The organism is Bacillus sp. FJAT-18017, from assembly GCF_001278805.1.
Taxonomy (GTDB): Bacteria; Bacillota; Bacilli; order Bacillales; family Cytobacillaceae; genus Bacillus_D.
In genome coordinates this window covers 4531113-4551732 of the sequence record NZ_CP012602.1, presented here as the reverse complement: position 1 = coordinate 4551732, position 20620 = coordinate 4531113, and the positions used below count along the sequence as shown (strand labels likewise).

The 20620-nt window shown below is 42.2% G+C and carries 23 protein-coding genes and 3 riboswitches; of the genes, 14 read left to right on the top strand and 9 right to left on the bottom strand.

Going from position 1 to position 20620, the window contains the following annotated elements:
• Nucleotides 1–83: 83 nt before the first annotated feature.
• The 3 genes from AM500_RS21270 to AM500_RS21260 form a co-directional block, all read right to left on the bottom strand.
• Nucleotides 84–797, bottom strand: coding sequence for a hypothetical protein (locus tag AM500_RS21270; RefSeq protein WP_053601024.1), 714 nt, complete (start codon nt 795–797; stop codon nt 84–86).
• A gap of 89 nt (nt 798–886) precedes the next feature.
• Nucleotides 887–1453 carry a DUF2238 domain-containing protein gene (locus tag AM500_RS21265; protein WP_053601023.1) on the bottom strand — a complete coding sequence of 189 codons (567 nt, stop codon included), beginning with the start codon at nt 1451–1453 and terminating at the stop codon, nt 887–889.
• A gap of 12 nt (nt 1454–1465) precedes the next feature.
• Nucleotides 1466–2032 carry a DUF2238 domain-containing protein gene (locus AM500_RS21260; RefSeq protein ID WP_053601022.1) on the bottom strand — a complete coding sequence of 189 codons (567 nt, stop codon included), beginning with the start codon at nt 2030–2032 and terminating at the stop codon, nt 1466–1468.
• A 124-nt stretch (nt 2033–2156) separates the two neighbouring features.
• On the opposite strand from AM500_RS21260, the gene AM500_RS21255 reads away from it, so the two are divergent.
• From AM500_RS21255 to AM500_RS21245, 3 genes are read left to right on the top strand one after another with little or no spacing between them, the layout of a single operon-like run.
• Nucleotides 2157–2915, top strand: coding sequence for an NRDE family protein (locus AM500_RS21255; protein ID WP_053601021.1), 759 nt, complete (start codon nt 2157–2159; stop codon nt 2913–2915).
• Nucleotides 2916–2960: 45 nt separating this feature from the next.
• Nucleotides 2961–3338: a PH domain-containing protein gene (locus AM500_RS21250; protein ID WP_043931454.1), complete on the top strand. Its 378-nt coding sequence runs from the start codon at nt 2961–2963 to the stop codon at nt 3336–3338.
• Between the two features lie 45 nt (nt 3339–3383).
• Nucleotides 3384–3977 carry a class I SAM-dependent methyltransferase gene (locus tag AM500_RS21245; RefSeq protein WP_053601020.1) on the top strand — a complete coding sequence of 198 codons (594 nt, stop codon included), beginning with the start codon at nt 3384–3386 and terminating at the stop codon, nt 3975–3977.
• Nucleotide 3978: 1 nt separating this feature from the next.
• On the opposite strand, the gene AM500_RS21240 is transcribed toward AM500_RS21245, so the two are convergent.
• Nucleotides 3979–5007, bottom strand: a complete 1029-nt coding sequence (locus tag AM500_RS21240; protein WP_053601019.1) for an ion channel — start codon at nt 5005–5007, stop codon at nt 3979–3981.
• Between the two features lie 887 nt (nt 5008–5894).
• Here AM500_RS21240 and AM500_RS21235 point away from each other — a divergent pair.
• Both AM500_RS21235 and AM500_RS21230 read left to right on the top strand, forming a co-directional pair.
• The gene (locus AM500_RS21235) at nt 5895–6638 is read left to right on the top strand and encodes a hypothetical protein (RefSeq protein ID WP_053601018.1); all 744 of its coding nucleotides are present in this window, start codon (nt 5895–5897) and stop codon (nt 6636–6638) included.
• A gap of 72 nt (nt 6639–6710) precedes the next feature.
• On the top strand, nt 6711–7022 hold the full coding sequence (locus AM500_RS21230) for a heme biosynthesis protein HemY (protein WP_053601017.1): 312 nt from the start codon (nt 6711–6713) through the stop codon (nt 7020–7022).
• Nucleotides 7023–7139: 117 nt separating this feature from the next.
• Here the strand turns inward: AM500_RS21230 and AM500_RS21225 are convergent, their stop codons facing one another.
• Nucleotides 7140–7922: an alpha/beta hydrolase gene (locus AM500_RS21225; RefSeq protein WP_082347328.1), complete on the bottom strand. Its 783-nt coding sequence runs from the start codon at nt 7920–7922 to the stop codon at nt 7140–7142.
• 101 nt (nt 7923–8023) lie between these two features.
• Nucleotides 8024–8124: riboswitch (SAM riboswitch) on the bottom strand.
• Between the two features lie 112 nt (nt 8125–8236).
• Nucleotides 8237–8338: riboswitch (SAM riboswitch) on the top strand.
• A 180-nt stretch (nt 8339–8518) separates the two neighbouring features.
• Nucleotides 8519–8624, top strand: a riboswitch (SAM riboswitch).
• A gap of 87 nt (nt 8625–8711) precedes the next feature.
• Between AM500_RS21225 and fbpA the strand changes: the two genes are divergently transcribed.
• Nucleotides 8712–8879, top strand: a complete 168-nt coding sequence (gene fbpA / locus AM500_RS25215) for a Fur-regulated basic protein FbpA (RefSeq protein WP_082347327.1) — start codon at nt 8712–8714, stop codon at nt 8877–8879.
• A gap of 33 nt (nt 8880–8912) precedes the next feature.
• Here fbpA and AM500_RS21220 read toward each other — a convergent pair whose 3' ends face one another.
• Together AM500_RS21220 and AM500_RS21215 are read right to left on the bottom strand one after the other, a co-directional pair.
• Nucleotides 8913–9191 (bottom strand): hypothetical protein, encoded by a 279-nt coding sequence (locus AM500_RS21220; protein WP_043931446.1) that lies wholly within the window; start codon nt 9189–9191, stop codon nt 8913–8915.
• A gap of 13 nt (nt 9192–9204) precedes the next feature.
• Nucleotides 9205–10485 carry an ArsB/NhaD family transporter gene (locus AM500_RS21215; RefSeq protein ID WP_197282633.1) on the bottom strand — a complete coding sequence of 427 codons (1281 nt, stop codon included), beginning with the start codon at nt 10483–10485 and terminating at the stop codon, nt 9205–9207.
• 268 nt (nt 10486–10753) lie between these two features.
• Here AM500_RS21215 and AM500_RS21210 point away from each other — a divergent pair, with 268 nt between their 5' ends.
• A complete protein-coding gene (locus tag AM500_RS21210; protein WP_053601015.1) occupies nt 10754–11908 on the top strand; it encodes a S1C family serine protease in 1155 nt (384 codons plus the stop codon).
• Nucleotides 11909–12395: 487 nt separating this feature from the next.
• Here AM500_RS21210 and AM500_RS21205 read toward each other — a convergent pair whose 3' ends face one another.
• Nucleotides 12396–13655 (bottom strand): ATP-binding protein, encoded by a 1260-nt coding sequence (locus tag AM500_RS21205; protein WP_053601014.1) that lies wholly within the window; start codon nt 13653–13655, stop codon nt 12396–12398.
• A 217-nt stretch (nt 13656–13872) separates the two neighbouring features.
• Here AM500_RS21205 and AM500_RS21200 point away from each other — a divergent pair, with 217 nt between their 5' ends.
• From AM500_RS21200 to AM500_RS21190, 3 genes are all read left to right on the top strand, one after another.
• Nucleotides 13873–14190, top strand: coding sequence for a hypothetical protein (locus AM500_RS21200; RefSeq protein WP_053601013.1), 318 nt, complete (start codon nt 13873–13875; stop codon nt 14188–14190).
• A 71-nt stretch (nt 14191–14261) separates the two neighbouring features.
• A complete protein-coding gene (locus AM500_RS21195) occupies nt 14262–14816 on the top strand; it encodes a 2-oxoacid:ferredoxin oxidoreductase subunit gamma family protein (RefSeq protein ID WP_053601012.1) in 555 nt (184 codons plus the stop codon).
• 154 nt (nt 14817–14970) lie between these two features.
• Nucleotides 14971–15312 (top strand): cupin domain-containing protein, encoded by a 342-nt coding sequence (locus AM500_RS21190; RefSeq protein ID WP_053601011.1) that lies wholly within the window; start codon nt 14971–14973, stop codon nt 15310–15312.
• 96 nt (nt 15313–15408) lie between these two features.
• On the opposite strand, the gene AM500_RS21185 is transcribed toward AM500_RS21190, so the two are convergent.
• Nucleotides 15409–17586: an MMPL family transporter gene (locus AM500_RS21185; RefSeq protein WP_053601010.1), complete on the bottom strand. Its 2178-nt coding sequence runs from the start codon at nt 17584–17586 to the stop codon at nt 15409–15411.
• Nucleotides 17587–18150: 564 nt separating this feature from the next.
• Here AM500_RS21185 and AM500_RS21180 point away from each other — a divergent pair.
• From AM500_RS21180 to AM500_RS21165, 4 genes are all read left to right on the top strand, one after another.
• The gene (locus tag AM500_RS21180) at nt 18151–19101 is read left to right on the top strand and encodes a DNA-binding transcriptional repressor DeoR (RefSeq protein WP_269432616.1); all 951 of its coding nucleotides are present in this window, start codon (nt 18151–18153) and stop codon (nt 19099–19101) included.
• Between the two features lie 82 nt (nt 19102–19183).
• Nucleotides 19184–19858, top strand: coding sequence for a deoxyribose-phosphate aldolase (gene deoC / locus AM500_RS21175; RefSeq protein WP_082347326.1), 675 nt, complete (start codon nt 19184–19186; stop codon nt 19856–19858).
• A gap of 21 nt (nt 19859–19879) precedes the next feature.
• Nucleotides 19880–20050, top strand: a complete 171-nt coding sequence (locus AM500_RS21170; protein ID WP_053601008.1) for a XapX domain-containing protein — start codon at nt 19880–19882, stop codon at nt 20048–20050.
• Between the two features lie 20 nt (nt 20051–20070).
• Nucleotides 20071–20466 (top strand): cytidine deaminase, encoded by a 396-nt coding sequence (locus tag AM500_RS21165; RefSeq protein WP_053601007.1) that lies wholly within the window; start codon nt 20071–20073, stop codon nt 20464–20466.
• Nucleotides 20467–20620: the final 154 nt, after the last annotated feature.

Sequence of the window (20620 nt, the reverse complement as noted above, 5' to 3'; positions counted from 1 at the left end):
GCAGTTTGGTACACTTCTCGGTGGAGAACTGATCTCTTTTAAGAGACATAAAAATGAACGCACGCCCAACAAAAATAGTTGCATCAAAGAGCCAGCAGCAGGATTGTGTAGGCAATCATTCCTCCAAAAAATGCCCAAAAGTTGCTTTGCCGCTGCTCCGGCAATTCCTCTTTCAATACATTTAATACGATAGCCCCTGCCAGCAAGGCAAAGAGTACGGCAATTGTATCTTTATCGATGCTGCTAAAATAGCCAATAACCCAGCCTGCCAATATAGAAACTGAAAGAAGCCATCGGCCATATTTATCGTATGTTCGCTTATGAGACTCGCGCATGCTGTGATCATTCGCGATAAAATGGACCGCCAATGCCAGGAAAAATGTGAATAACTCCGATAGTTTGCTGCTTTCGCCTCTAATTAATAAATAACCGATCAGTCCATTGTATAGCGCGAAAGAAAGGACATGAGTCCAAAATATCCGTTTACTTGCACTCGTTTCTTTTTTTGAAAGGCGGGCCATTCGTTCGAGTCCATAGAACGAAGCAAGTCCAATCATTGATACAAGGTAAACATGGTGCTCAAGAAAGCTTAGTTCCGATTCCAGTCCGGATTCCCTAAGCTCAGACTGATGTTTGTTCAATTCGGGGAGTATGTGGATGAATACATATGCCACAGATACCCCGCCGCCTATTGATAATAGCTTGCTCCTTGGCATGAATCCGAGAAATCCCATATACTTTGATCCAAGATGGACAGCAGTTAGCCCAATAGCAAAAACCAAGCTCCACAAAATCACGTAATCACTATCCCTATATTGTCGTTATGACAACTATTCCTTTATTGAAGGTGAGTTAAACTATTTAGATGACCACACAACAGAATGCCTTATTTTCTTAAAGAAGTCCTTAATCCGGCCATTATTGCAATCGCTAATCCACCAAGTGAATCAGCAATCAGGTCAATCATTGTGTCCTTATTTCCTCCACCTTGCAGGGTCATTCCGAAAAGTTCATCCGATGTAAATTCATATATCTCCCAAACTACCCCGCCAAAAACAGCAAAGGGAAACACAAAGAGGAATACAAACCATGCCGAAATTTGTCTCCCTGCCTCCCGGTGGATTAGCCTCTCATAAATGGCTATTCCAGTGAAGCCGAGAAGTGCCCCGCTTAAAAGATGAAGAAACGTATCCCACCAGCCAAGCCCATACCAGCCTAATATTGAACCGAGGTATTGAGAGCAAAGTAAAAAAACAAGATAAGCCATTACCAGAGGAACGTTAAATTGCCATTTTGTGAAAATGCCAAGAATGAGAGGTACGGCCCCACAGCCAATTCCGGCAGCGGCGACAGAAAACTTAAATGATTCTCCTTGCTCGTGAAAGTTAAAAGCAAGAAATGCCATAAATACACAATATAATAAACAAATTATAATAATAAACTTGCGTCCCATTTCACCACCCCTTTATAGCTTTTCCTTCCTAATAAATGAATACAGGCTGGCAGCCAGACCTCCAGAGGTACCGGCAAGTAAATCGAGCATGGTATCTTTGTTTCCGCCAAGCTGCATTGTATGTGTAAAGAACAAATCTCCCACATATTCGTAAATTTCCCACAGTACACTTGAGGTTACGGCAAGAGAAATGGTGAACAAACCAAGCAGGAGCTTGGAAACACCAGGGCGAGAACCTTCAGGAACAAGCAATTTGTATAAGGCAATGCCTATGAATACAACCAACATTCCTTTGTAAAGATGGATGGTAGAGTCCCACCATTTATATTTTAAATAAAATGTGGCGATAGAACCCAGAAACGTCGTGCAAAGAATCGCTATATAGTAGCCGATTATGATTGGGATATTAAAGGGATTTCTTTTTGTGAAAAGAAGGAGAAGCGGTAGAGCACTTACTCCAAATCCTCCGGCAGCAACCTGCCACCGTGATGAATCTCCTTTGTTTAGATAGTATATGAATAAACATAATGCAGCTAAACAAAAAATCGTTGAAAGACAGATAATTACCTTTCGTTTCATTTTCTAATCACCTCTAGAACGAATATTGTTGTTAGTATCACCATAATGAGTAAAATAATGAGACAATGCCTTCCCAATTGGGATACTATTGGTGTAAAGACTGTTAGAGAAAGCTGTGATAACGATGTGCTTAATATTATTTGCCTATAAAGTTCATCCCAGATATCCGTTGATTGTCGCATCCAATCGGGATGAAAGCTACGAACGGCCCACCGCTGCTGCTCACTTTTGGGAGGATCAACCACACCTCCTTGCCGGCAGGGATCTGGAAAAGCTGGGTACTTGGATGGGAGTGACGAAGTCCGGGAGATTTGCCGCCCTGACTAACTTTCGAGACCCTAAAGAGATGAAGGCGACTGGCAAGCTGTCAAGAGGAGAGCTTGTTGCGGACTTCTTGCGGGGAAAAGCTAGTCCTGAGAATTATCTGAAGGCTGCCGCACAAAAGGGAAGCCTTTATCCTGGTTTTAATTTGCTTGCCGGAGATCAATCGAACCTTTATTATTATTCAAATATTGAAGGTGTCGTTCGCGAGGTTCCACCTGGCATACATGGTGTCAGCAATCATCTGCTGAATACACCGTGGCCGAAGGTGGAAGGAGGGAAAAAGGGGTTGGAATCCATCTTGGACAAAGAGGGTGCCGCACTAAAAATGGCTTTATTTCAACTACTAAAAAATACCGACCCCGCTGAAGATGCCGACCTTCCGGATACAGGTGTAGGCCTTGAGCTTGAAAGGATTCTTTCCCCGATGTTTATTAGGAGTGAAGGCTACGGGACGAGGTGCTCGACGATCCTGTTGATGGAGGGAGAAAGACTTTCTTATACAGAACGGATATATAATCCTAAAGGTAATACAGAAAAGGACTTTTCAATAAACTTTTAATAGGGAATGATATAAAAAAAGAAGCTGCGAAAAGGAGGCATATAGATGGGATTTTTAGATGGATTGATGGGGAATGCGTCAGAAGTAAGCCTGCCCGAGGTCCAGAAGGAATATGCAAAAGTCCTGGCACCTGGAGAGTCGATTGAAAAAGCTTATAAGCTGCTCCGTGATATGTTCATATTTACGAACCGCCGTTTGATTCTTGTAGACAAGCAAGGGATAACCGGAAAAAAGACCGAGTATCATTCAATTCCTTACCGAAACATTACACATTTCAGTATTGAAACAGCCGGAAGCTTTGATCTGGATGCCGAGTTGAAAATCTGGATTTCAGGAAGCCAGCTGCCGTTACAAAAGCAATTTAATAAAAGCTTGAATATATACGAGCTCCAGAGCGTCCTGGCAGCTTACGTCTTAAAATAATTTTGAGGGCGTAACCGCCGCCTTTTTTAATGAGGAGAAATTGGTATGGGAAAATTATTTCCAGCAATATATGATGCAGCAATGAAGGGATTCGAAGAAAATGCTTTTAAGGTTATCCGAAATGACCTAATACAAAAAGCGACAGGGAAAGTGATTGAAATCGGGTCTGGTTCCGGAATCAACTTTCCCCTCTATACGAGAGCAGAAAGTGTGGATGCAATAGAACCAAACCCGTATATGATAAAAAGGACGAAAAGCCGGCTTGAAAAAGCGAAGGTACCCATCCAATCCCATATGCTTGGCGCGGAGAAACTTTCTTTTCCGGATAACAGCTTTGATACGGTGGTGGCAACTTTAGTCTTTTGTACAATACCTGAGCCCAATCGTGCGCTTGATGAAATTAAGAGAGTTGCAAAGCCCGGTGCCAGGTTTCTAGTCTTCGAGCATGTTAGGATGAACCACCCAGGGATGGCAAAGGCACAGGAATTGCTGAATCCAGTATGGAAAAGAATTTGCGACGGCTGCCACTTGGATAGGGATACGCTTTCACTACTAAAAGAACACGAGATCCATATTGATCATGTTCACTCATATTACAAAGGATTGTTTCTGACAGTGGAAGGTACTATAATCAAATGATCTATAGTGCTTTATATGTTTTGCTGTCACAGATAACATAAAGCTTTTCATTCGCAGGAAGCGATTTGTTGAGCCGGTCAAGAACATTTAAGTTTGAGCCATCGGCTATTAAATGCGCTCCTTTTGACTTAAGTTCTTCATAAGCATCACCATATGTCAGCCAGCCGGGTCTTGCCTGGACTTCCCATAAATCATTTCCGCCCTCGCCATCCTGTTGGCTTATCAGCTTGGTAATAATCTTACTTGTTCCGCGGGTCTGTGCGGTTTTTGCCATAAGATGGGATACGAAGGTGTGAGAGAGGATGAATTCATCTACCTTTACATGTTGAAAATTACGGACATGCTTATCATTGAGTACTTCGGCAATGGTGTAGATGTTTTCAGAAATTCCCTCATCATAGTTTTCGATACTTGAAGCAATCAACAGTGTTTTTCCATCCGCAAGGTCAGCCTGTTCAATTCCGTTAGGGGCAAAAATCATCACCGAAGCGGCGGACTCCAAATTCGCCTTTTTGAATGTCTCAAAATCTGTAGGGCTGCCCTGGATATAATGGACCATCTCGTGGTCTATCGGAGATTTGTCTAATTCATCTATCAAAACAATAGCCTGTTGGGAATTTGCCGCTAGGATTTCCTTGATAGCTTCCTTTGATTTTGATGTCCAGCCCATAACGACATAGTGATTTTTTTCCTTGAAAGCCAACTTTCCTTCCTCCTTCAATAACCTGTATTGGCCGAACGAGTCGGCAATGACTCCAATAACGAGTCCGAAAAGGCCAATCCCCAGTGTGAAAACAACTAACATGACCCAGAGCCTGCCTGCAGCTGTCTGCACAGAAACATCCCCATAGCCGACAGTGGTCATTGTTGTCATGATGTACCATGCTGCATGCAAGGGAGTAGTAAATGTTTCTGGCTCAATCAGTTGTATGATTAGAGCGTTAATGAGTATGTAGGCAATTGTCCCGAACAATAGTGCCCAATATTTCCGTTTCACAACCTGTGAAAATAATCTCCTCCAGACAAGCATTGATTGCTCCCCCTGTATATATCTGTCATTTCCTTCAGTATACCATTTCAGTTTTCGAGAAATAGAAAGTTTTTTCGTAACTACTTACGTAGTCGCATTATTTAGCTAGTTATGATGAATTTACGGGTTTTACCTTTGATTTCCGCTCCAGGCACTTCGCTTTCCGCGGGCGGCCTGGGAGCCTCCTCGGCGCGCGCGCCTGCGGGGTCTCCCACTGACCTTTTATCCCGCAGGAGTCTTCGTGCCTTCCGCTCCAATTAAATTAAGGTTCTTTAGGTCATCTTATATAGGGAAAATAAAAACCAAAAGCGACAAACTGGCAAATAGGTTCTGCCTTTACAAAGCCAATATCCTCCAGTTTCTCAGGGATGAGCACATCCCGTTTGACAACAATCAGACGAAACAGGATATCCAATGATTCGGGTTAAGATGAAGGTTTCAGGCCTGTTCCGGACGGCAGGGTGCCATTCGATTTGCCAGGATCCGTGGATTTATTTCCACGATGAGAAAACAAGGGAAAAAATCTGCTTGAATCCATTATTTTAGTGAATCAAGGCAAGTGTTTTCTTTATAGCTCATCAAAATTTATAGTTTCTAATGATTCAACACCGTTGATCGGAGCGGAAGGTGCGAGACTCCTGTGGGAGCAGCGGGACAGGTGAGACCCCACAGGCGTTCACGCCGAGGAGGCTCACCGCCCGCCCCACGGAAAGCGAGCATCCTGGAGCGGAGATCAACCTCTTTTTTAAAGGCTTAAACCATGTTTAGGTTATAAGCCTTTTTTCGTACCTAAGTAGTTACGTTTTTTCTAAATAAAGGATTATGTGTTGGAAACAACCCTATTTGGGAATGGATAAGAAGATTCCGATGTTAGGAGTGTATGATCTTTGACTGAAATATTTATCCATATAGCGGTTCCTATTCAAAAGCCATTCGAAAACTATATCAAAAATTTCAAAGAGAAGGATGCGGAATCCTTCATGTTTGATCAGCCAGAAAGGTTCACTTTGTTTGAAAGGATAAAAGAGGGGCCAGAGGTATTTTTGGCAAGGGACGATCATGGTCAATGGTATTTTATGAGCTATTTTACGTCAAGCAAGCTTACTGGCCTGAAGTGGGCAAGGCAATCGGCAACCCCATCCTATGTGGAAAAGGATGTTAAACTGCCGCTTGTCGAATTGCTCAGGGAAGAGGGGCTTAAAGCTGCCAATAGCGGGTTTGATAAAGCATTTGCGCATGTTGGTGCGTTCACCAGCAGGATTTCAGATGTCGGAGCCCATATTCAGGCAAGATTGGCTAATGTTGATGGTGAGGATGACCCGACAGTCGTTACAAACATCCATTTCATCAAGAATTTGTTTAAAGGATTGGAGACAAGGTACGTTGCCGGGGCGGAAACCTATTCGTTTGCGACGGTAACTGAAAATGAGGAGTACTTTAAAGATGTACACTTAAACTCGAATGCCTTCCTCTATCTTCTTTACTTTGTTTATTTCACCAATTATCGAATCGTTCCATCCAAACAAATGGTGCCGAGGCTTCTCGGTAATCTGTGGGCATCGAAGCAAGCCTTGAACTGTCATTTCAACTCATCTTTATTTGTGTCCGAGTCTTTAGATAGAAAAGCATGAAAGCACGCCAATTTTCTTTTTCAAAAAGAAATGAGATAATGGGGTGAAGAGACCCCGGAAGGAGAAATAGGAATGAAAGTTAAAATTAACCGAAATGCCGCGAAGGTTCTTAAACAAATGCTGAAAGATCAGGCGGAAGAAGGAAAAATGTTCCGCGTTATTATTACTCATATGCATGGCGACCATGCTCACTATGATCTGGTCATTGATTCACCTACCGAGCATGATGAAGTAGTGAAAACCGATAAAGATATCGATATCATCGTTGATAAGCGTGAAAAATTCCTAGATGGTGTTTGGATCCAGTACTTCTACGTACCGAAAGAGGAATTTGTTATTACCAACCCAAGCAAAGAAGGCCACGGCCATCACCATCACCATTAAACTTAGGCGCCAGGGAAACCTGGCGTCTTTGTATTTGTTATAACTGTATTAAATACCATCCCGTTATTTTAGCTTGAGCATTTAGGACGAGGCGGAGTATTGCTAGTTCTTTCTTCTTCACCTGACATGCTCTTTGCCTGGATTCTGGTTGTTCATAGCCCTTCCTCTGCTGTTTGCCGTAATAAACTTGGCAATTTCATTAGCGATAACCCCCTTGTCATTGTCCATCGTAGCGACATGATAGGAATTTTTGAGTGTTATCAGCTTTTTGGGCTTTGAGGCAATCCTGGTAAAAGCAATATCAGAACTGCGAGGAGGGACGACATTGTCAATTTTCGATTTAATGATTAGCGCGGGGCATGTTACCATGCCGAGTTTTGATTTGGTTTCCTTTGAAAGGGCAAGCAGGTTTTTAATAGCGGAACGTGGGACTCGATCATAAGCAATTTCATAAACATCCTGCGCTTTTATATCGGGTTTCCCTTCAGGAATAAACCGCTGTTTGCTGTTCCCTTCTGCTTCATAACAAGGAATGTCAAGTGCCGCATTAATCGTGATGATGCCGTCTATTGCGGGTAAGGAGGCGGCGCAATGCAATGCAATGGATCCGCCCATGGATTGGCCGGCCACGTAAACTTGGGTACAGTTTTTTTGTAAAAAGGATATAGCCTCTTTAACAGAAGTTAGCCAGTCTTTGTAATCGTACTGCTCCATATCCAGGTAATGAGTCCCGTGCCCATTGAGCCGCGGGGCATATACTGTAAATCCTTTTTGCCGCAACATCTCTCCGACTTCCCGTACGCTTTGAGGAGTACCATTGAAGCCATGGCAAAGGACTATTCCAATTTCACCACTCTCCATATAAAAAGCCTCGGCACCTTCGATTACTTTATAGTCCATTGCATGTCCCTCCAGCAAGGTATTCATCTATCCAACTTAAACAATTGTGCTAAAAAAATAAAAGCCTCTTTTTGCCTGGCTGCAGAAAGAGGTAATGACTGTTTTCATCAGTCAAGGCAGCAGCCTTGCTGGTAGGAGCACCTTGCTGAGCAGGTTGCTGTGAAGTCATTGAGCCAGATCTCTCGTTCACTCTTGATAATGTTATTTTGTTTAATTCCTATAGGAATAGTATAGATTGATTTTCGGAAATGTCAATCCTAGTGTTGACTTATTTTCCGTTTCACGGTAAATTGGAATTTAATAATTACATAGCGTTCTTATCAAGAGAGGTGGAGGGAATGGCCCTAAGAAACCTCGGCAACAGGCCTAAAAAGGTACTGTGCTAAATCCAGCAGGCGAAGCCTGAGAGATAAGAAGAGATTAAACAAACCCTCTTCTATTTCAGAAAGGGTTTTTATTTTTATTTAGCTTTGTTGAAAAGGTATGTGAATTTCGCTCCATGGGCTTCGCTTTCCGTGGAGTCTTCGCGCCTTTCGCTCCAATCAACACTGCTATAAAATCAACATTATCAACTAACAAAGCCAAAAATTAAATAAATTTTATCAAGAGAGGTGGAGGGAATGGCCCTGTGAAGCCTCGGCAACAGGCCTGGAAAGGGTACTGTGCCAAGTCCAGCAGGACATATTTCCTGGAAGATAAGCATACTTTAAAACTGTTGCCCTCTTCCTTTAGGATGAGGGCTATTTAAATATATATTTTGTAATACTTTAAGAAGTGGAGGAGAGTCAGATGGTAAAGTTGTCCAAACTTGTGGAGGAGCGAAAGGAGGAATTGATTGAGGCACTCATTCTCAGGAATGTCTATAAAACATCGGATCACCAGCACTTATACGACGCACCTTTAAAAACATTGGAGTATGAATACAAGCTTGTTTTGAAAAGGGAGGAAAGTCAATAACCGGGCAGCATAGACTACTGCTGCCCGGTGATATTATTGCCACCTAATTGAATTAATAAGCTTGTGTTTAAACATTTGAAATAAGAAATCTATATAATACTCCTGCTTAAGAGCAACCATGATTTTCCCATCCAGGCTTGTATGAAAAAAGGCATCCAATAGGTCATCGTTGTGATAAAAGAAATCACGTACCTGATCAATTTTTCCTAAAACGGCTGAATCCCAAGTTTCAATTGTAAAAACAACATCCTCCCCATCCTGTTCCTCATTTATTAGTAACAGATCTTTTTCGAATTCATATTGTACCTTCACGTATTTTCCCCCTCTAAACCAGATACCTGAGATAAACATAAATCGTACAAATCACAATTGAAAGAATCATTAGCGGAAAAGCAACAATCATGAACTTAACAAAAGAAATAGGATGCTTTTCTTTTGCGGCCATTCCCGCCACAATGACATTCGCACTAGCGCCAATCAACGTTCCATTGCCACCTAGGCAGGCGCCTAAAGCAAGGCTCCACCAAAGCGGTTCAAGATTGGATATTCCCATTGAGCCCATATCCTTTATCATTGGGATCATCGTCGCAACGAACGGAATGTTATCAATGAAGGCAGAGGCGATCGCACTAACCCAGAGTATTAAAAGAGAAGCGACTGTTACATCACCGCCAGTCCAGTTGACCAGCCTTTCAGCTATAAGAGAAATGACACCTGTTTCCATTAGGCCGCCAACAAGGACGAATAGACCGATAAAGAAGAAAAGTGTCAGCCATTCTACTTTTTTCATGGAATCTTCAAGATATTCTTCTCCCGTCAAAAGTAGCAGCAGGAAAGCACCCGCCAGAGCAATGGTTGCATTCTCCACATGAATGACCTGATGGAGGAAGAAACCGACGATAGTCAAGGCAAGAACAACCAGCGATTTTTTTAACAAACGGCTATCGGTTATTTCGGCCTTCTCGTTTAAATTCATAATTCCAGACTTTAGTTCATCCGTTGTGGTTAGTGAATTTCGGTAAAGAAATGCGAGTATGGCAATATTCACGATAAGAACAATAATAGCTATTGGAGCCAAGTTAAATATGAATGCTGAAAAGGTAAGTTCCTCGACCGCGCTGCCAAGCATGATATTTGGCGGGTCACCGATTAAGGTTGCGGTCCCGCCAATATTTGAGGCAACAATTTGGGTAATAAGGTATGGCATAGGATTAACCTTCAATTGCCTAGTGATGCTGAAAGTGACTGGAACAATTAAGAGGACAGTCGTGACATTGTCAAGAAAGGCAGATGCACCAGCAGTGATGAATCCCAATACAACTAATAATTTTAGAGGATCTCCTTTTACTTTCTTTGCTGACCAAATGGCGAGGTAGCGGAACAGCCCGGTCTCGGCAGTGATCGCAACAATAAGCATCATTCCTGTTAAAAGTCCGAGGGTATTGAAATCAATATGATGCAGGGCTGTTTCCTGGTCAAGTATGCCCAGGAGAATCATAAGAATCCCACCCGCCATCGCAACGATTGTTCTATGAATCTTCTCCGTCACGATAAACGCGTATGCAATCAGAAAAATCCCGATTGCCAGTATAGTCTGACCTTCCAAAATACACATCTCCTGAAATATTCAAATTTTTAAAATATTATATAAAAATTATAATTTACTATTTTTGAAAATACAATCGGCTATTTTACTATGGAAGAATATATTAGTTTTGGTCCAACGATTAATAGGGAAGAGATAATGTAACGAATTGGCCGCTTCAATAGACTGTTCCTTTTTGCAGCAGGTAGTATACCACTTTTTAAAAGTTGAGTACTGCCTGCTGCAACTAATCGTCTATTAAAGCAAAATTACGGAAGGAGTCGAGGAAATGAAGGATAGAGAAAGGAACGACAAAAAAAAGAGCTGGCTATGGCCGGGGTTAATAGGGATGGCTCTCGGCATTTTGCTAATATTATCATTAAATGGGAAGTTTTTTGGAACAGAAGCGGACAAGGCCGCACCGCCTTTACAACTTGCGGAATCTGCAAAGGCAGATGATGATAATCGTGAATCAGAGGTAACAGCAGCTGTAAAGAAGGCAAAGGATTCAGTCGTCAGTGTAGCGAATTTCCAAGGAGGCAACATATGGGAAGGAAATACAGTGGCCAAAGCAGGTTCTGGTTCTGGGGTCATTTATAAGAAGGATGGTTCCAAAGCCTTGGTTGTAACCAATCATCATGTTATTGAAGGAGCATCCCAGCTTGAAATCACCTTAAACAACGGCAATAAATTACCTGCCGAATTGCTGGGGTCTGACCCTCTAACAGATCTGGCCGTCCTTTCTGTCGATGCGAGTGAAATTGAAGATGTGATAGAATTGGGCGATTCAGAAAACCTTCTGCCAGGTGCTTCGGCAATTGCGATTGGAAATCCTCTGGGCTTCCTTGAAGGTACTGTAACAAAAGGGGTTATCAGTGCATCTGAGCGAACAATGCCTGTCGATATCGATCAAAATGGAGCGGTTGATTGGCAGACTGAGGTTATTCAAACTGACGCTTCCATTAATCCGGGAAATAGCGGCGGGGCGTTAATTGATATTAATGGTGAGCTAATCGGAATCAATTCTTCAAAAATTGCTCAGGATGCTGTAGAGGGAATTGGTTTTGCCATCCCTATCCATGTTGCATTACCGGTATTGGAGGATTTGGAACAACACGGTGAAGTCAGAAGGCCGTATCTAGGTGTTGGACCAGTCTCACTTCAAGATATACCATCACAATATTGGGAAGAAACCCTTAAGCTTCCGGGCAATGTCACAGAGGGAGTTATCATCATGGAAGTAAGTCCAGGATCCCCAGCGGCTGAAGCAGGTCTTCAAAAACTGGACGTTATCGTTGAAATTGAAGGAAAAAAGATAAAAACTGTTCCGGATTTACGAAGTTTTCTTTATAAAGACGCAAAATCGGGTGATACGATTGATATTACATTTTACAGGGGCGGAGACAAGCAGGAAGTTAAAGTTACACTGGAGAATGGAAACTAGGGTTAAGAACAGGAGATTAGTTAGCCAGGGCCGGACAAGCCCTGGCTTTTAATATTGATAGAACTATAAAAGTAAAAAATTGCAGGAGTGCAGGTGCGGGAAGGGCAAAAGATATTGTCTCTTTTCATTAATTTGTAAAGAATCTGCAGTTTTTGTTTATTGTCCCATTATAAAATATGAGTATAGCAATTTATGGTTTTTGAGTATGAACGAAGGTTGCTACATACGATAAGGAATTATTCCAAATATCGAAACTAAAAGCGAGGCAGGGCAGCGAGCGTATAGCCGTCTTGATATTTAGTACCATTGGAGTTTTTCCCACTTTCCCATCCCCCTGCAAGTAAAGGAATATTTACCAAAAAATTGTACCCCACATACTTATCATGAAAGAGGTTTTAAAATAATTCACCATATCGTACGAGACATATGGCTAATCTGTGGATATCCCAAAAAAGGCATCCAAAAGGATGCCGAAAAAATGAAATACTTAAACAACACTTTGAGACGGCAAGATAACTGTAATATCAGTGCCCTTGCCAAGTTGACTTGTTGCCTGGACTTTTCCTCCCATGGACTGGACAATCCGCCAGACAACCATCATGCCGAGGCCAGTACCCTCTGTTTTAGTAGTAAAGTATGGTTCCCCCAGTCTGGCTAACTGGTTTTGATCCATTCCACAGCCATTATCTTGAAAAGTTATTTCAATGGTATTGCCCTTCCTCGTTAGACCTATAAAAACTGTACCCCCATCTGGCATTGATTCGATAGCATTCTTTCCTAGATTCACAAAAACCTGGCGGATTTTTCTCCGCTCACAATCCAGCAGGATTGAATCGTGTGCCTCGGTACGTATTAATACACTGTGCATATTAGAATATGGCTGAAGTATTTCTTCGAGCCAGTGAAGCTCCTCTGTTAAATTAACACTCTCTTTTTGTTCGGGGTATGGATTTGCCAGCACTAAATAATCGTCTATGATTTCCGTAGCACGGTCAATTTCTTTAATGGCAATTTTTATATACCTTTCACGGTCTTCCGAATCAAAACCGGATTCCTGAAGTAATTGTAAAAAACCTCTCGAAACAGCAAGTGGATTCCGGATTTCATGTGACACGCTGGCAGACATTTCAGCCATTGTTTGAAGTTTAGCTGCTTTAATCAATTCCTCCCTTAATTGCATGTTTTTTATTATATATTCAAAGATTAATGAAACGAGCAGCATGCCGGAAAGCTGTATTCCCATAAACGTATATACAAAATCCCCATAAATGAGAGGGACCGTTGCTATACTTTTCGCAAGCGCTAAGGCCATGGCCGAAAAGAATACTGATAGCCCCGTAATAGTAATCACTTTCATGGTTAGGCCTAACTTAAAAAACAAATGATGGAACCAGGGGACGACAAGGTAAATGGACAGTGAGACTAGCAGATATGATTGGAAGCCTTCGCCGCCTAGAGTAAAACGAAAGAGCAGTGGAAGTATAATAAGGATTATGCTATTTTTATACCCCAGATAAAGACAACCTAGAATGATTGGAATTTGTCTAAGGTCAAAAATAAAACCGCTAACTAAATGCACAGGGAACATCATACAAAGAATCGCAGAAAATGCAACAACAAGGTTTCCAATGATGGTCCTGTTCCGGGGGGTTAACCTAGTCAATTTTTCCCCAAGCGTACTTACAAACAATAATGGTAAAAAAGTGATGAAAAATATATTAAGAAGCAAGTCTTCAAGGATTGCCACGACTCTCTGCCTCCGTTTCCAAACCTGAATTAGTTTTCACCTTTAATACTCTAATAATAGTGGAATTAGTAACTGAACCCCATCTTTTTTTTCATAAATTTGAAAATGACATAAATTTGCCAAAAACATATGAAGAAAATACGAAAACCTGCGTTTTATAGGTCCAACATCGTGGAAGTTTTTTATAATGGACATATCAAATACGGAGGTGGAATGGATGAACATCACCACAATCATTGAATTGGAAAACCGTGAAGTTGAAGATATGGCACGTGGAAGATTGGTATTTGCCCAGGAACAAATTAATGAGAATATAGTAGAAACATGTGTCGAGTGTTTTGAATCAGAAGATACAAACGAAGAGATCTCAACGGAGGATGCAATGCAAAGGGTGTTTGACCACCTGAAGGACGTTGGGGTCATTCCTTCTGAGGTTGAGGACTTTTCATTTGAAATGCCGTCATGCGGACAGTTGAAAAAAGCTGAATCAAGTTACGACATTCCCCAAAAGGTAATATTGACTTATATGAGCTAAGAATTGCTGTGAAAGATGGTTCCAGTGTATCCTCTTGGTATTTACAAGCAGGCTGAAGGGGTGAAAATCTGATGCTTGAGGAAATTATCATTGCTGGTTTCGGTGGGCAGGGTGTCATGTCCATGGGCCAATTAATTGCCTATGCCGGAATGCATGAAGGCAAGAATGTTTCCTGGCTGCCTTCCTATGGACCAGAGCAAAGAGGCGGCACGGCAAACTGCGCCGTTGTTGTGAGTGATGAGCCTGTAGGATCTCCACTTGTCAGTGCTCCGTCAGCGGCTATTGTACTGAATATTCCATCCTTCAAAAAGTTTGAGCCCAAAGTAAGGCCAGGCGGTTTGCTGATTGTTAATAGTTCATTAGTTGGACTAAAATCAACCAGAAACGATCTCACCAATATTGAAATCGATGCGACCGCCATTGCCAATGAACTTGGCAATGCAAAGGTTGCCAACATGGTTTTGGTGGGGGCTTTTGTTGAATGGACTGGGATTGTCCCGGAAGAAGCGGTGATTGCTTCTTTAAAAAAGGTACTATCTGAAGAAAAACACTCACTTATCCCAGTAAATAAGTGTGCGCTGGACAAAGGAGCCCTTATTGCGCAAGAAAAATATATGAACATATAGTTCCATTCAGCCAGGGCAATCAACTGCTCTGGCATTATTTTTTTATAAGAAGGAAAAAGAAGCACAGTACAACCGTGATTTACCTCACTAATTTTTCCGCGGTAATGAATTAGTATGAGAGTAAGAAAAAATTCTTGAAAACGGAGGCGTTATAATGGAAAAACAATCACTGTCATCTTACATTGAATACAGCGAAGAGAAGTTTACGAAAAGAATCATTTTTAAAAAAGGGGAAAGCACTGCGTTTGTCCTGAACTTCAATCCCGGCCAGCAGCTTCCTCCCCATAAGCATCCAGGAACGGAAGTATTTCTGTTTGTGGTTTCTGGAAACGGAACATTCATCATTGATGGAGTTGAGCAGGAAGTATCGGCTAACGACGTGATTCATTGCGGCGGCGATGAAATGATGGCATTCAATAACAATGGTAATGAGCCGGTCAGCCTTTATGTCATTCTCAGCAAAGTACCTTCACCAGAGTACGCGAAAAACATTTGAGCCTTTGTTTTATCCCAAGATTGACACCTATCCAGCAGGTTGAAGATCAAACATGCCAGCCCTTTATACTTAGGGCTGGCATTTTCGTCTTTCCCATTAAGATTCGTTTTGTACTGTCGTCTTTCCTTTTCCAAAAAACCACCAGTTCCAGTCACCGAGCAGCTTCATCAGTGATGGTACCAGCACCATCCGGATTATGGTTGCATCAATGAAGATGGCAATTGCAATCCCGACGCCAAGTTGTTTGACCGGCATGACCCCAGTGAAAGCAAAGGCCCCTGTTACCACGATCATAATCGCGGCGGCTGATGTTATGATTTTGCTCGTTGTCGTTAATCCCAATATTGTTGCCTTACTGTTATCTTTTGTCTCAAGATAGTATTCCTGGATTCTTGATATCAAAAATACTTCATAGTCCATCGACAGACCGAATACGAGGGAAAAGACGAACACCGGCAAAATTAATGCGATGTCAACAGGTTCCATTCCAAAATGGCCCTGCTGGAAAATATAAACGACAATCCCAAATGTCGAGCTTAGGCTCAATATATTCATCAGGATAGCCTTTATCGGAATTAGAAGGGAACGGAAGGCAAACATGAGAATAATAAAAGTTGAAATGAAAATTAGCAAAAGACCATACGGTGCCTTTTCGTATATTTCATCAAAAATTTCTTGCTCGAATTTGATATGGCCGCCAAAGCTGGTTTCCAACTCAAAGTCTTTTTCTGCCCATTCACTAACCCACTCCCGCGCCTTCCCTGAATGCTCGTCAGCCTTAAGGAAAACATCAATCATCATTTTATCGCCACTAATATAGTAATCCTCCAGTGCCTGCAACTGGTGTTTCTGTTCACCAGTCCCTGAAGAGGAAAACTGGAACTGATTATACTCTTTTGCACTTGAGAAGCCCGCAGCACTAAAGAATGATTCAACTGAGTCAACGAGGGAGTCATTCTCCAGCTCTGAAATGATAGACAACGCTTTATTAAGATTATCTGTTTCATTCATATTTCCATCTGATTCAAGAACAATGGTAACTTTTTGATAATCGCGCCTACCTTCGGGTTGGAACTGTTTCCTGAAGGTCTCATAAGCAACCCTTGACCCATAGTTAGCTGGAAGTGAATCTGTCCCAGGTATAACGAGTTTCATTTCGCGAGCCGGGAAAAGGAACAGCAATAAGATTGTAAACGCCGCGAGCATCATTATGACAGGGTGTTTCATTACAAACCGCGCAAATTTATACCAGCCGCCTCCTTGATTCCTACCCGGCTTAAGGATTGTAAACCGATTGATTCTCTCTCCCAATAATGAAAGGAAGGCAGGCAAGAATGTAATCGCACATAAAGCAGAGACGAACACCACGGCCATACCACCAAGAGCAACGTTTTGAAAAATATCGATCTGAATGAATAATAGGCCGGAGAGGCCAATGAATACACATAAAGCAGAAAATATAATTGACCTTCCTGCGGTTGCCACCGTTATTGCAATACTATCCTCGACTGAATGTTTTTTTAACTCTTCTTTGTAACGATTTATCATTAGCAAGGCAAAATCAATACTTAATGCAAGGCCTATCATAGGGACTATATTTAAAATAAAAATGGACAAATCTGCAGTATAGCTGAAAAAATACATTATCCCCATTGCTGTTAAGATTGAAACAATTCCGATGATTAGGGGGATTGAAGCAGCGACCAGGCTGCCAAATGCGAGGATTAGTACAATCAGGGCGATTGGGAGCCCGATCATTTCTGCTTTGGCAAGGTCTTTCTGGCTGGCTTCATTCAAATCTTTAACAATGACCGGTTCTCCAGTTAGCTTAACGGTCATGCCATCATGGTCCTTGAGTCTTGTTTCCAGTTCATTTATTTCATCTGAAAGGCTGCCTGCATCGGCATCAAAGGAAATCACTCCATAAGCATAATTGTCCTTTATCATTCCTTGTCCTTCAAAAGGTGAAGTCAAGGATGAGGCAGCGCCATAGTTTTCGAGACGGGAAAATGTATCATTTATGTAATTTTTCCATTCAGTCTGTTCCACCCCTGGCTCTTTTTCAAAAAGGAGCAGGATTGTGGACTCGGGATGGGCAAAATCCTGTTCAAGTATAGCTCTCGTTTCATTATATTCCCCATCAAATTCAAAACCGTTGCCGCTTAGTACTGTAGGCAGCTTAATTGCAAATATGGCAAATATGATAATAGCAATAATCCAAACGGTTAGAATTGCAAGTTTATACTTGCCCGTCAATCTCCCCAGCCGCTCCATAGTCAAACCTCCTCTAATCTAGCCTTTTTGGCTTTATCCCACTCTTAACGGGCAGTAAGCCTCCCACTTTAGGCTTCTGAAAAACCTAAAGAAGATAAGTGGGAGATCAACTCCCCCTAAAGTTCCGATTGGTGAAATAAGATTTTTCTTGGGGCTTCAGCCCTTAGAAAAATCAATCGGGCTTTGCGCGACTAACCATCCGTGGAAACTCACCACGGATGGAAGATTCACTTTATCCCACTCTTAACGGGCAGTAAACTCCCACATTAGACTTCTGAAAAACCTAAAGAAGATAAGTGGGATTTCAACTCCCCCTAAAGGTCCGATTGATTCATCTAACCATCCGTGGAAGATCACCACAGATGGAAGATTCACTTTATATTTTGTCATAGTTGCCGGTGAAAGGAGACTTTGAATTTGACAAATTTTTATATTCTCTTTACCCCTTCAGTAAATCCTAAATCTTTAAATATGTTCAATATCATTTAAACAAATGTAAAAAACATGGTTGATTGGGAAGTATTTTGGTACTATATAACCATAAAGAGGATGCAGGTGATGGATGTGGAAAAAGATAAGATAACCAAAGCGATAGAGGCAGCAAAGCTATATTATCTACTGGATTATAACCAAAACGAAATATCTAAGGTGCTAGGTGTATCGCGTCCCACTGTTTCACGGCTCCTTCAGCTGGCAAAAGATGAGGGCATTGTCCAGATAACGATTAAGGATCCCGTGGAGAATATTGAAAATCTGGCCGCGGCTCTAGAGGAAAAATTCGGTTTGAAAAAGGCCGTGGTCGTTTCTATTCCACAGTATGAGGGAACGGTAATAAAAACGTTCCTGGGTGAAAAGGCTGCTGGCTATCTGTATGAAATTGTAAAAGATGGAGATATTATCGGTGTGACTTGGGGAACAACCATCTATCATGTGGCGGTTGAACTAAGGCAAAAGGCTTTAAACAATGTTAAGGTTGTCCAGCTGAAGGGTGGTGTCAGCCACTCTGAAACCAACACGTATGCCTCCGAAATACTATATCTTTTTGGAAAAGCATTTAATACTGCACCCCATTACTTGCCTCTTCCGGCAATTGTTGACCATCCCGTCGTAAAGCAGGCAATGGAAGCAGACCGGCATATTAAAAGGATTTTGGACTTTGGCAGGAAGACGAATATAGCTCTGTTTACGATTGGACCAGTGAAAGAAGAATCACTGTTATTTCAGTTAGGCTATTTTTCAGAGGATGATTTGAATTCCCTTTACGGGAAGGCGGTCGGTGATATATGTTCCCGATTCTTTGACATTGAGGGGAATATTGTCAATGAAAGCTTGAACGAAAGAACACTTGGCATCAACCTGGTGGATTTAAAAAAGAAGGAATATTCAATCCTCGTTGCAGGCGGGCAGAATAAAGTGGAAGGCATCTTTGGCGCGTTAAACGGCGGCTTTGCCAATGTATTAATTACAGACCAGTTTACAGCCCAATTCCTGCTGGATAAAAAAGTTCAAAAATAATACGTACATTTGTTCAATCTTGAGGTTACATTTGTTCAGGTTTTTTGCTATAGTAATAGTGCAAGTAAAAGGAGGAATTAACGTGGTTCAAAATATTGCAGCAATGATTGATCATACATTATTAAAAGCAAATGCTACAAAAGCGGAAATTACAAAATTGGCTGAGGAAGCCCGTGAGTATAAATTCGCCTCAGTCTGCGTCAATCCAACATGGGTGAAGATGGCAGCAGACTTGCTGGAGGATACTCCCGAAGTTAAGGTATGTACCGTCATTGGTTTTCCTCTAGGAGCAAGCACCCCAGAAACAAAAGCGTTTGAAACAAAGAATGCTATTGAAAATGGTGCCACCGAAGTGGATATGGTCATTAACATTGGCGCGTTAAAAGATGGAAACGATGAGCTTGTTGAACGCGATATCCGTGCTGTTGTTGATGCCGCGAAGGGAAAAGCATTAACTAAGGTTATCATCGAAACGTCTCTTCTTTCTGATGAAGAAAAAGTGAGGGCTTCCAAACTGTCCGTAAAAGCAGGAGCAGATTACGTTAAGACTTCTACCGGTTTTTCTACAGGTGGTGCCACAGTCGAGGATGTACGCTTAATGCGTGAAACCGTGGGACCAGAAATAGGTGTCAAAGCTTCAGGCGGAGTACGCAGCCGTGAAGATGCTCTTGCAGTAGTCGAAGCAGGCGCGACAAGGATTGGTGCCAGCTCTGGTGTTGCAATTGTAAAAGGAGAAACAGCATCTGGGTCATACTAACAAACGATTTGAGGGAATAATATGAAAGAGGTTTTGCTAGCATTGATAGCAGGAATGGCAGTAGGTCTCCTTTTTAAATTCTTGAAGCTGCCCCTGCCTGCACCACCTGTCTTTTCAGCAGTGGTCGGGGTGTTTGGTGTATACTTCGGCGGTGTTGCGTATGAATGGCTTATCAAAATTATCCAAAACTGACGTGTAGGGGGAACCGGAACATGGAAGAAAAAGAATTGATTCAAGAGGCCATAAAAGCTAGAGAATTTGCGTATATCCCTTATTCAAAATTCGGAGTAGGAGCGGCACTTTTGTCCAAGGATGGACGGGTGTTCCGGGGCTGCAACATTGAGAACGCAGCTTATTCAATGGCCAACTGCGGCGAGCGCACAGCAATTTTTAAAGCTATTTCTGAAGGTGTTACGGAGTTCACTGCTATGGCTGTCGTTGCTGACACTGACAGGCCTGTACCTCCGTGCGGGGCGTGCCGCCAGGTCATTGCTGAACTGCTGGGTCCTGATGTTGATATTATTCTTAGCAACCTTAAAGGTGATGTATTGAGAGTTCGTTCTGAGGACATCCTTCCAGGTGCATTTATGCCAACCGACCTTGGTTGATAGCAGAAAATTTCTCTAAACTAAAAAACAAAAGAGTTTATGAAGCATAGTCACTTATTGATTGGAGCGGAAGGCACGAAGACTCCAACGGGAGAAAAGGTCAGTGGGAGACCCCGCAGGAGCGAAGCGACGAGGAGGCTTCCAGGCCGCCCGT

What these genes read in the sequence shown, in the direction of transcription:
- AM500_RS21265 (WP_053601023.1), bottom strand. Translation starts at nt 1,453, where the DNA reads ATGGGACGCAAGTTTATTATTATAATTTGTTTATTATATTGTGTATTT.
- AM500_RS21260 (WP_053601022.1), bottom strand. Translation starts at nt 2,032, where the DNA reads ATGAAACGAAAGGTAATTATCTGTCTTTCAACGATTTTTTGTTTAGCT.
- AM500_RS21255 (WP_053601021.1), top strand. Translation starts at nt 2,157, where the DNA reads ATGTGCTTAATATTATTTGCCTATAAAGTTCATCCCAGATATCCGTTG.
- AM500_RS21250 (WP_043931454.1), top strand. Translation starts at nt 2,961, where the DNA reads ATGGGATTTTTAGATGGATTGATGGGGAATGCGTCAGAAGTAAGCCTG.
- AM500_RS21245 (WP_053601020.1), top strand. Translation starts at nt 3,384, where the DNA reads ATGGGAAAATTATTTCCAGCAATATATGATGCAGCAATGAAGGGATTC.
- AM500_RS21240 (WP_053601019.1), bottom strand. Translation starts at nt 5,007, where the DNA reads ATGCTTGTCTGGAGGAGATTATTTTCACAGGTTGTGAAACGGAAATAT.
- AM500_RS21230 (WP_053601017.1), top strand. Translation starts at nt 6,711, where the DNA reads ATGAAAGTTAAAATTAACCGAAATGCCGCGAAGGTTCTTAAACAAATG.
- AM500_RS21225 (WP_082347328.1), bottom strand. Translation starts at nt 7,922, where the DNA reads ATGGACTATAAAGTAATCGAAGGTGCCGAGGCTTTTTATATGGAGAGT.
- fbpA (WP_082347327.1), top strand. Translation starts at nt 8,712, where the DNA reads ATGGTAAAGTTGTCCAAACTTGTGGAGGAGCGAAAGGAGGAATTGATT.
- AM500_RS21210 (WP_053601015.1), top strand. Translation starts at nt 10,754, where the DNA reads ATGAAGGATAGAGAAAGGAACGACAAAAAAAAGAGCTGGCTATGGCCG.
- AM500_RS21200 (WP_053601013.1), top strand. Translation starts at nt 13,873, where the DNA reads ATGAACATCACCACAATCATTGAATTGGAAAACCGTGAAGTTGAAGAT.
- AM500_RS21195 (WP_053601012.1), top strand. Translation starts at nt 14,262, where the DNA reads ATGCTTGAGGAAATTATCATTGCTGGTTTCGGTGGGCAGGGTGTCATG.
- AM500_RS21190 (WP_053601011.1), top strand. Translation starts at nt 14,971, where the DNA reads ATGGAAAAACAATCACTGTCATCTTACATTGAATACAGCGAAGAGAAG.
- AM500_RS21185 (WP_053601010.1), bottom strand. Translation starts at nt 17,586, where the DNA reads ATGGAGCGGCTGGGGAGATTGACGGGCAAGTATAAACTTGCAATTCTA.
- AM500_RS21170 (WP_053601008.1), top strand. Translation starts at nt 19,880, where the DNA reads ATGAAAGAGGTTTTGCTAGCATTGATAGCAGGAATGGCAGTAGGTCTC.
- AM500_RS21165 (WP_053601007.1), top strand. Translation starts at nt 20,071, where the DNA reads ATGGAAGAAAAAGAATTGATTCAAGAGGCCATAAAAGCTAGAGAATTT.